Here is an 8,236-nt window from a genome sequence, read left to right on the forward strand (position 1 = left end):
GTACAGCCGTACATCCGTTAGCAAATGAAAGGCTTCATCCCCGAAGGGATTATCTTTCTCTCCACCAACGCGTCAAGGGTTCGCTTCGCCTCACGCCCTTGACTCTATTGGCTCCGAAAAAGATGTCCCAATTAGGGGGATGAAACCTGTTCATATATCGGTTGATTGAGTTTACACAAAAATCTTGACAGACCCTCTTTAAGTAATTATCCGAAGTACTTTCGGCAGACCAATGTACTCCTTTCCATAGCTTTTGATGTTTGTACCATACCTACCGAAGAAACTTCGTTTTGAAAGTGTATGGTTCAAATTTTATTCTAAGCCGTTAATTTGAAACGCCTTGGCGTTATAAGCATCCGTTAGATAATCTTGTAAGTCCCTCATTGTTTCCACATACAAATCCTTGAAGTCCCCATTTGCTTGAAGTCTTTCAATAAAAGGCTGATACTGACGAGGCTGACCAACAAACTGCTTTACTACTTTTCTAACCAAATCTAAGGAAGCCGACACGTTACTATCGAATTGGCTCTCAAGTTTTTTTCCTTTTTGGTCAGGTAAGAAAATTCCTATGACAAAAGATATCCAATAATGCACCCCCTCACTAACGAGAATATATGGGTTCTTCGATAAATTGCATGTGCGAATGATATCAGTAGCTGTTGTTCGTTTTTTCTGTATGAATCCCTTTTTCATCAGTTGATTCATCATTTTCCCAACAGTCTTGTTTGATAGTCCTGTATAGAGTTCAATCGTTTTTTGCGAAACGCTTCCATAACCATTTTCGTCAAGCCGCCACACTAGTTCCCATAGAACAGACAATTCATTCGGAGAGAGAAAAAAGCATCGCCGCAATACGTTAGGGGTTCGGAGATAATGGCCGAGATTGGCTTCCCAGCAACGGACATAATTACCTTCCTCCCCCTCGGGTATGAGAATCCCTTCCACAGCTCCATCATTACCGACATAATTAAATCGATCAATTGCATCATTTAGCCAATTAAATGCACCCATTCTAACCATCCCTTTTCTGTAAATGATATTGTTCCTACTTTCCTTATACGAGCTTCATAAACGACAGTTAAGACCTGTAGAAAAGGAAAAACCCCGCACAACGGCGGGGAATGGATTAGCCAAACAACGGAAAATATTTACGATAGTAGTCTTTATGATAGTCGGATAGATTCCATCCATACTGATTAAGGAATCGAGTAACTTTCGCTAATACTTGATTCCGATGAATGACATCCTTATGTGTTGATTTGGCGAGGTAGTGAGCTAGGCTTAGTTCGGCTTGCTCCTGCGAGAGAGTGTCTGTAACATGCTTGGCAAAAATGCAGGCAAGTTCGTCCATATCAGAGCCATAACCGAGCACGTTCTCCCGCCGCATTAGGGTTAGGACTGTATCTAACGGCAGTCTTTTCATGCGTTAGCCCTCCCTTCTGCGGCGGCGGGGGCGTGTATCTCTTGTTCGACTCTCCATTTCCGCCATAAGAGATATTGACGCTGTACGTCCTGTTCATCGTAGCCATGCTGTATCATGACATTCAGGATGGCGCGGGGGATGGAATCGGTGTAGCCATACAAGCAACTACGAAATCTTTCCCAAGGAATATCATGCAAAACAACAAACGCCCGATGGGTTAGCCCTAGCTTCTGAATGCATTCTTTTACGGGATGCATCATGATTGATTTCTCCTTTCAAGTTGTCTTCCCTTATTAGGTTAGACACTCTATAGGTAGGAATCACACCAGACATACAGAAGCATGGGGTGCTTTTTGAATCTTGAATTTGTCACATCGGAGTAAATCCGCTCGTTAGGTAACAGGCTCACCCGTAACGGTAGAGCCCGAATGAATTTACAGTACGCAACCGCATCCTGTCACACTAATCAACCAAGTTTAATTCAACCAGTAACCATATAGTGTCGAATTGGCTTGGCTTCGTTATCTCCCACCCGCTAAATTGGCGGTGTATGATGCATATACGGGCGGGAGACTATTTTCAAATTCCCTCATTCGGCACTGGGTCGCCCCGCCAATAACACATAGATTATTTTAGTTTTTCAATTATCTCATTTACTCCGTGCACAATCACACTACTAAGTACATCAGTGTAATTTTTATAATCATCTGACTTGGCTATTATTGTATCAAAAACATCTTTCAACTTGCCATCAATTATTAGTGTAAGCCCTTCTACCTGTTCTTCACTTCCCTTTTTACCGAACATGTCCTTCATTATCGTAAAGGTGTCTTCGCTTTTCATTTTACCCTCCTTGTAAAAATAGATTGTTACCATCGACTATCCAGTAACGATAGTCTTCAGGAATGACCTCAATAAATTGCTCATACTTCCCAAGCCACCCATTCGGTACATATAGTTCATAAGATGCAGGTTCAGGATAGTAGGAAGTCAATTCCTTATCATCAAAATCCACGTATAAGGAAGGTAACATTTCTGAAATATAACTATACGTTCCCTGCTCTAACATTTTCCTTAATTCTTCTGTTCCAACCTCAAAGTCACTAAGCTTTTGGAGGAAGTCTTCCGCCGTGTCCTCGTTTACTACTGCGATATTAAATCTGTCTGAGAAGTCATCAGGATTAGGAATTTCAAATCCTTTCTCAAGATATGAAGAAATTAATTTTTTCAAATCCAAAAACCATATCTCCTTATCTGCTACAAACCATCTGAAAGATTTCTTATATTTGACTAAAACTATTATAGTCTCAGCATACTTTGGCTTGTTGTGCACTGTTCCTCCTCCTCAGTATTCAAGTACCTCTCGATAATCCTATTTTTTTATTTTACCATACTCTTCAAGCCACTGAATCCAAGGGGCAGGGAATTCATATGATGTTCCCGGCGTACTCGGGTCGACCACTTTTGGTGCTGTCCCCCCTTGATTAAGAGGATTTGAATTATATTTGTACTGTGGAATTGCATTTTCTTTAACAAAATCATCAAACCATTTCGGTACTTCAACTTCAACAATTTCTGCACCGTTACCCCTTTTTTGCAAGAAATACTCGGCATGTTCCCTAGTTCCTGCACTAACATTCAAATTCGCTTCTTTGTTTGGGATTACCATTTTTCCATTTTCATCAACCTGTATTCTAACTTGGCTTGCATTTGGCATTTCGCCACCTTGAACTCTGTAGTAAGAAACAGTTTCACCCGTCCCCTAAGTTGTAATCTTAAACTTGGGAATAAGGAAGGTGGCAACTGTTTTACCAATTACCACCATTATATCAACTTGCCTGACGTTCTGTTAGAGTTGCCGCCCGATACTCGGTCTTGTGCTTCATCATACTGTAAATGATGTTTACGAGCCTTCTCATGACGCATATCAGGCCTTGCTTCTTGGTCTTGCCTTCTGCTAGCTTCCGATGATAGTAGTCATAGAAGAGAGGATTCCGTTGTTTTTTATTGTCGCCTTTCGCTACTTGGATTTGCTGAACGGCTAAGTTATGGAAGATGGCGTTTAATACCCGATTTCCTTGTCCGCTTGCTTGGTCTTTGCCTTTGCCGCCCGAACTAAAGCGGACAGGGGCAATACCTGCAAAACGGGCTAATTTGTCAGCGTTGGAGAAGCGGCGAATGTCTCCGATTTCGGCAATCAGTTCCGCCGCTGTAACGGTGCTGATTCCATCCATCGACTCTAGCTTATAGTCCGTCTCACATAAGACCTGACGAAGTTGTTCTTCCGTCTGCTTAATCAGTTCTCTGCTCCGCTTCATGTCCTGAACCATATTGACAATAATAAAGTCTCTGGACGTTTGAAACTTCCTCTTCGTCTCCCCGTCCTTCTTTACCAGTTCCAAGATTTCTTCTGCTTTACGGGTAGAGCAGGTGTTATGGCTTGCTTTGCGAAGATAGGTCGCCAAGTCATCCGCCCCCACCGACTCCAAGTGATGGGGAGCAGGGTACTTCTCCCAGAAGGCAAGGGCGGCTTTTCCATCTACATCACAGAAGAACTTCTTGTAGGACGGATAGTGGTAGCTTAATTGTTGATGCAGTTGATTTTTCAATGAACTGGCATGTTTGACCAGTGCGTTTCGTCTTGCCACCAATTGCCCAATTGTCCAGTAAATGTCCTGCGGATTGGCGTCTGGCAGTTCATCTAGTCTTGCAAGCAACACTTTGGCGATGCAATACGCATCCCAACTGTCGCTCTTTTGGGTGGTAGCGTAACTCTTACGCTCATTGTAGGAGAGGGCAGAGTTGACTTCCTTAACGATTTGTTTCCTCTCGACAAGGTGAACGGCTAATGCTCTGCCGTTGCCGCCCGTATCCTCCAATCCATAGACAGGAGTCATTCCTTTTTTGCAATGCTTCTTGACCGTTTTCATCAGGTCATCGAAACTGTTTGGCTTGTTGTCGATTTGGATTTCATCCAACTTCGTATTCCAACAGTCGATGATAACGGCTGTATGGTGGGCTTTGTGCAAATCAAGCCCGACATAGATGTGTTTTTGCTTGTAGTGCATAAAAGAAATCACCCCTGTGTACGGATTCTTTGATGAATAGGAGTAAAATGGGGGCAACCTCAGTTCAAGCGTTACTCTTTCGAGCCGCAATGGGACGCAAGCCTCTCCATTCACTTCCTGTCACAGAATGGCTTCATGCAAGCCATCTGCCTGTATATCTCCATAGCGATATGTGCCGCTATAAAAATCACGTTTGTCCAAGATTCGTTTCACTTGTACTTTGGTAAACAATCTGCCTTGTTGCGTTGTAAATCCTTCTTGATTCAGTGTTTCAGCTATCTGGGTCAATGACCATGTGGGATACTGTTCCTTGATTTCAAATACTCTGCGGACGGTCTGGGCATGTCTTTCGTCTACTTGGATACATTTATGACCTTTCTTTGCTTTGTATCCGAATGTTGCCCGTCCTCCTGCATAGCCGCCCTGTTGGGCTTTCTTACTACGCCCTCTACTTAATTTCATGGCGATTTCAAGACGTTGGTATGCGTCTAACAATTCCATCAAGCCATTTATCAGGAAGTCATTCGGGTCTTTCTTGTAAATGCTGTAGGTGGGCTGTTCAATGCTCCGAACGTCCACTCCGTACTTCTTAAACTCTCTGTGAACCAGAACTTTCACAATGTCTGACCGCCATAGACGGCTTGTATGGAGGACGACAACTGCATCAATGGTTTTACTGGCTAGGGCGGCTAACATGCTCTGGAAGCCCATTCTGTCTACCTCAAGAGCATCCTCGTTCACCTTCGCCCCACTGATACCTTCGTCAACATATATGTTCATCAAGTTCCATCCTTGCTCCTGACAATAGGAGCGGATTTCGTCTTGTTGATACCCTAAACTGTAGCCATCTTTGGCTTGTCCTTGTGTTGATACTCTTACGTAACCGATGACGTTCATGGTGTTTCCTCCCCCACCGTTACAGAAATTCAGATTCATGTAACGCCACACCGATATAATTGATTATATATCGTATCACCGTTGCATTCAACTAGATTACAATGCTATAGTTGAAGAAAATTTGGTGATTCGCATATATCGGACAAGCGTTATATTTGGAGGGATTATCATTGCCTATTCGGTTGCGGTTAAAAGAAATCTTAGAAGAAAGGGGGATGTCTCAACGGGAACTAGCTCGTTTAATGAACATCCGCCCCAATACTATCAGCCATCTTTGCTCCGATAAAGTAAATACGGCTTACTTCGATACCTTGGAGCAGATTTGTAAGACCTTAAACATCAGCCTGAACGAACTTCTTGTATTGGAAGATGACTAATCTTCCCTGATAGGATTGCACAAGGGAGGGTTACTGCTTCCTGCCACTGCTCCGCCGCTAGTTCATTCAGGTCAATCACATCCTGCGTTTTCATTTGTTCCTGAATTTGCTTACGGTAGTAGGGGGTTGTATCCTGCGGTAGAAGTTCTCCTTGCAGAATCTCCTGAACGAGCCGCCCCACCTTCGGGGCAAACTTGGATAAGTCCGTCAATACAGCACATAGATACTTACTGTTGAACTGCGGCGGAAATTGAACCAGTGAAGCAAGTGGTATCTTCACCTTCGGTGCGTATACGATTTCCATCCTCGTTAGTTCCCCTTTGATTTTCTGCCGCCCTATCTCCAACAACTGACGTTTCTTGTCATACACCCGACAATAGCCATCCTCCTGACGTTGATGCTTGCCGTTATAGTAGCGAGTGCCTTTGAACAGTCGTAGCTTGCGACCCTTCTTAGACATGGTAAACAGGTCATTTATGGAAACGGGGATGTCAAAAGCTATATCACATCGCACAAACAGGATTTGATTGGCGTAATTTCGGATTTGTTCTAGCCAATGACGGAAGTAAACAAGTGACTTCGGATAGACCTCAATCCTCAGCGTGTTCTTACGGGTTTTCGGAGCAATGACCAACTTGTAGGAGATATGCAGGAAATGTTCTCCTGTGTTGATTTTGATGCGGTATTGAAATCCTTTTTCCCCCACCGTCATCTTAACCCCGTAGAAGTGGCAGATTCGTTTATGGAACTCATTGAAGAAATCCCAATACACGTCTGTAAAATCAATGACGATACGGTCGATGGATACACTGACTCCTTCCATGTGCCGCCCCCTCCCGATTTTTTCATGAATTTCGGGCTATATTAGAGGGCAGGTGGCTAGCCTTTCACACATGTCCTTCCCGTTGTAATACTCTCAGTTGATTCCTGACACTCTTTATGGTCGTCTTATCCCACTCAAAAGTTGAGGTCAAATCTCTTTCACCATATCAATCGTCCTATGTACGTACATTGTTGCAATCATATTTGAAAAAACCGCAAGAAAACGAAGATAACAAAAAACAGGTCTTTTATGGTGGTATCTGACCATAATTGACCTGTTCCATGTAACGCTATTGCGTTAAATAAGTATACTTTTTCCAGACATGCAGTACGTACATCTTAATTCATGAAAATATCATATTGATAGAACAAAGGTTATGTTGGTACTGATGAAGTAAAGTTGTTCAATCGTTACTGGGTAGCCCCATACTATATATTCCCTAATTGTTCTTTATATTTTTCAACTCCGTTCATAACTTTCGTAATATCTTCGGATTCTAACTCTTCCTTCAATGACATTGATGCAATATCACTAATCATGATATTCAATTCATCTTTTATATCCTCTCTAAGATAGCCTTTATCGAGACAAAGAAGAGCGATTGTCAGATAAACAACTAACTTTTCAACCTGACTGTTGACAATCCCACGGTGATATTCGACAAGCAATTTTTCCGTTACTTGCGATAAAGATAGCCCCTCATCTAGGAACTCTTCAAAATCATCAATAATATACTGCTCAAGTTCCTTATAACTGCTTAGCATTGGCATCTTCACCTCTCTAATTTTTAAACTCCCCTGAGTAGACATTCAATTTGATATTTGGGTATTCTTGTCTGAACTTCAGAATAATATCGGAACAGCTTCCGCAAGCAGGTAATTCCGTGAATAAATCAATTGTGCCTTTAACTTGCTTGTTATTCCCTAATTGATTTGCTATATCCTCTAAAATTTTGCGTTCAGTGTCATTATCCCTAGGAAAAGCCCCCTCACCGTTAACTTCCCCTTTTTGGTTTACTGATTTTGCAGGGAATTGACCCTCGCCTGTTACTGTTGAAAAACCGTCGGCATTCTCCTTATGAATCCTACTATGGGCTTTAAACTCTGTTTTAAGTCCGGAAATATTCACATCTGCCACCGCAACATTACCGTAATTCTTATACTTGTTTGGCAATGTATCACGAATAGCTTGTGCTCTAGCTTGGAACATTTCAACCTTTTGGGCATAGGTGAGGTTACCCGTCCCCTTAGAAGAAAAATACTGTAAATCCATCGGTAACAAGAATTTTGATCCACTCTGCTCAGTACTGCTCTTCACCACAGCCTGCGCCGTTTCCTGCCCGGTAGAATACGCTTTGTTTAGTCCAATCGACCCGCCGGTCACCAGCAGCGCCCCGATGGCCGCAGCAATTACCGCCTTGCGGTAATCCACCTTTTCCCCACGCGCCCGGTCATCCATCACACTGACGGCAAAGCCTTCGCCAGCCCCCGCCGTTTTGCTCCGCAGGACTGTCGTTGCCAAACTGCGGGAGATCGCACTGCCGATTTGCCGAAAGCCCTGGCTGATTTGTGTGCCCGCTTTTTGTGTGAAGCCTGCGACAGCCCGGACAGGTGCCGTCTTTTTCACAGTCTGGACGATGGACTGCATT

11 protein-coding genes are annotated in these 8,236 nt (G+C 43.2%); 1 reads left to right on the forward strand and 10 read right to left on the reverse strand.

Features of this window, described 5'->3' with window-relative positions; all coding sequences use genetic code 11:
• Positions 1-312: 312 nt before the first annotated feature.
• The 7 genes from EDM54_RS03240 to EDM54_RS03275 form a co-directional block, all read right to left on the reverse strand.
• The gene (locus EDM54_RS03240; RefSeq protein WP_170208417.1) at positions 313-1,011 is read right to left on the reverse strand and encodes a helix-turn-helix domain-containing protein; all 699 of its coding nucleotides are present in this window, start codon (positions 1,009-1,011) and stop codon (positions 313-315) included.
• A gap of 115 nt (positions 1,012-1,126) precedes the next feature.
• A complete protein-coding gene (locus tag EDM54_RS03245; RefSeq protein ID WP_031933660.1) occupies positions 1,127-1,423 on the reverse strand; it encodes a hypothetical protein in 297 nt (98 codons plus the stop codon).
• 627 nt (positions 1,424-2,050) lie between these two features.
• Positions 2,051-2,266: a hypothetical protein gene (locus EDM54_RS03255; RefSeq protein ID WP_031933662.1), complete on the reverse strand. Its 216-nt coding sequence runs from the start codon at positions 2,264-2,266 to the stop codon at positions 2,051-2,053.
• A 1-nt stretch (position 2,267) separates the two neighbouring features.
• The gene (locus EDM54_RS03260) at positions 2,268-2,756 is read right to left on the reverse strand and encodes a hypothetical protein (RefSeq protein WP_031933663.1); all 489 of its coding nucleotides are present in this window, start codon (positions 2,754-2,756) and stop codon (positions 2,268-2,270) included.
• 39 nt (positions 2,757-2,795) lie between these two features.
• Complete coding sequence (locus EDM54_RS03265; RefSeq protein ID WP_051925700.1) at positions 2,796-3,140, reverse strand: hypothetical protein; 345 nt, start codon at positions 3,138-3,140, stop codon at positions 2,796-2,798.
• 112 nt (positions 3,141-3,252) lie between these two features.
• The gene (locus tag EDM54_RS03270) at positions 3,253-4,491 is read right to left on the reverse strand and encodes an IS110 family RNA-guided transposase (protein WP_031933665.1); all 1,239 of its coding nucleotides are present in this window, start codon (positions 4,489-4,491) and stop codon (positions 3,253-3,255) included.
• 120 nt (positions 4,492-4,611) lie between these two features.
• The gene (locus EDM54_RS03275) at positions 4,612-5,388 is read right to left on the reverse strand and encodes a recombinase family protein (RefSeq protein WP_031933666.1); all 777 of its coding nucleotides are present in this window, start codon (positions 5,386-5,388) and stop codon (positions 4,612-4,614) included.
• Positions 5,389-5,558: 170 nt separating this feature from the next.
• Between EDM54_RS03275 and EDM54_RS03280 the strand changes: the two genes are divergently transcribed.
• Entirely contained in the window at positions 5,559-5,765 is a 207-nt protein-coding gene (locus EDM54_RS03280) for a helix-turn-helix domain-containing protein (RefSeq protein WP_081924506.1), read from the forward strand.
• Here EDM54_RS03280 and EDM54_RS03285 read toward each other — a convergent pair.
• The 3 genes from EDM54_RS03285 to EDM54_RS03295 form a co-directional block, all read right to left on the reverse strand.
• Positions 5,728-6,588, reverse strand: a complete 861-nt coding sequence (locus tag EDM54_RS03285; RefSeq protein WP_031933667.1) for a hypothetical protein — start codon at positions 6,586-6,588, stop codon at positions 5,728-5,730. The two genes, EDM54_RS03280 and EDM54_RS03285, sit on opposite strands and share 38 nt — an antisense overlap.
• A 428-nt stretch (positions 6,589-7,016) precedes the next feature.
• The gene (locus EDM54_RS03290) at positions 7,017-7,352 is read right to left on the reverse strand and encodes an Imm3 family immunity protein (protein WP_122957761.1); all 336 of its coding nucleotides are present in this window, start codon (positions 7,350-7,352) and stop codon (positions 7,017-7,019) included.
• Between the two features lie 16 nt (positions 7,353-7,368).
• Positions 7,369-8,236, reverse strand: an 868-nt coding sequence (locus EDM54_RS03295; protein WP_122957762.1) for a deaminase domain-containing protein, incomplete at its 5' end; no start/stop codon positions are given.

It is taken from the genome of Brevibacillus borstelensis, from assembly GCF_003710865.1.
In the GTDB taxonomy this organism is placed as follows: domain Bacteria; phylum Bacillota; class Bacilli; order Brevibacillales; family Brevibacillaceae; genus Brevibacillus; species Brevibacillus borstelensis.

Coding starts and splice junctions, on each gene's coding strand:
- EDM54_RS03285 (WP_031933667.1), bottom strand. CDS start 6,588: ATGGAAGGAGTCAGTGTATCCATCGACCGTATCGTCATTGATTTTACA.
- EDM54_RS03245 (WP_031933660.1), bottom strand. CDS start 1,423: ATGAAAAGACTGCCGTTAGATACAGTCCTAACCCTAATGCGGCGGGAG.
- EDM54_RS03290 (WP_122957761.1), bottom strand. CDS start 7,352: ATGCTAAGCAGTTATAAGGAACTTGAGCAGTATATTATTGATGATTTT.
- EDM54_RS03265 (WP_051925700.1), bottom strand. CDS start 3,140: ATGCCAAATGCAAGCCAAGTTAGAATACAGGTTGATGAAAATGGAAAA.
- EDM54_RS03275 (WP_031933666.1), bottom strand. CDS start 5,388: ATGAACGTCATCGGTTACGTAAGAGTATCAACACAAGGACAAGCCAAA.
- EDM54_RS03240 (WP_170208417.1), bottom strand. CDS start 1,011: ATGGGTGCATTTAATTGGCTAAATGATGCAATTGATCGATTTAATTAT.
- EDM54_RS03255 (WP_031933662.1), bottom strand. CDS start 2,266: ATGAAAAGCGAAGACACCTTTACGATAATGAAGGACATGTTCGGTAAA.
- EDM54_RS03270 (WP_031933665.1), bottom strand. CDS start 4,491: ATGCACTACAAGCAAAAACACATCTATGTCGGGCTTGATTTGCACAAA.